The organism is Bradyrhizobium sp. U531 (assembly GCF_051710265.1).
GTDB lineage: Bacteria > Pseudomonadota > Alphaproteobacteria > Rhizobiales > Xanthobacteraceae > Bradyrhizobium.
In genome coordinates this window covers 1-557 of record NZ_JASVEN010000040.1, presented here as the reverse complement: position 1 = coordinate 557, position 557 = coordinate 1, and the positions used below count along the sequence as shown (strand labels likewise).

The 557-nt window shown below is 60.3% G+C and carries 1 pseudogene; it reads right to left on the bottom strand.

From position 1 onward, the window contains the following. Positions 1-135 precede the first annotated feature (135 nt). Positions 136-557: pseudogene (locus tag QRQ56_RS39205) on the bottom strand (tyrosine-type recombinase/integrase); the annotation flags it as partial.

The window sequence follows — 557 nt, the reverse complement described above, 5'->3', positions numbered from 1 at the left end:
TCCGGCGCACGCCCGGAGCGCTGGAGCAGTGGCGGCGCGATCCGAACCACCCGCTGAAATGGCGCTATGTCGATGGCCGCCCGCTTTATCGTGTCGATGCGGTGCGCGACTATTTGGCCGGATGCGATAAGACCACTAAGCCGCCCCAGCCGCATAATGCTCGCGGAGACGGCCCAGCAGCTCGGCCTTGATGGGGTCGAGCGGATTCGTCCGCTGCAACCGCACGACCTTGCCGGCCCGTTTCGCACCGACCAACTCCGCGATGTAATCATGAGCCGCTTCGAACGCCATCTTGCGGATGATCCACTGTTCGTCGTGATTGTAGACCTGATCGATTCCACGCGGCTTTTGCCCGACACACAGCCGCTGGATTTCGTTGTCGTAGCCGCAGCGCGACATGATCGTTCTCAAGCTGCGCCTTAAATCATGCATGGTGAACTTGGCGACACCCGCTTCCTTGATCAGACGGTCGACCATCTTGGTGAAACCCGACATCTGGCCGCCTGTTTTCGGTGACGGGAAGACATAGTCGGACGTTGCGCGCTGGAAATGTTTCG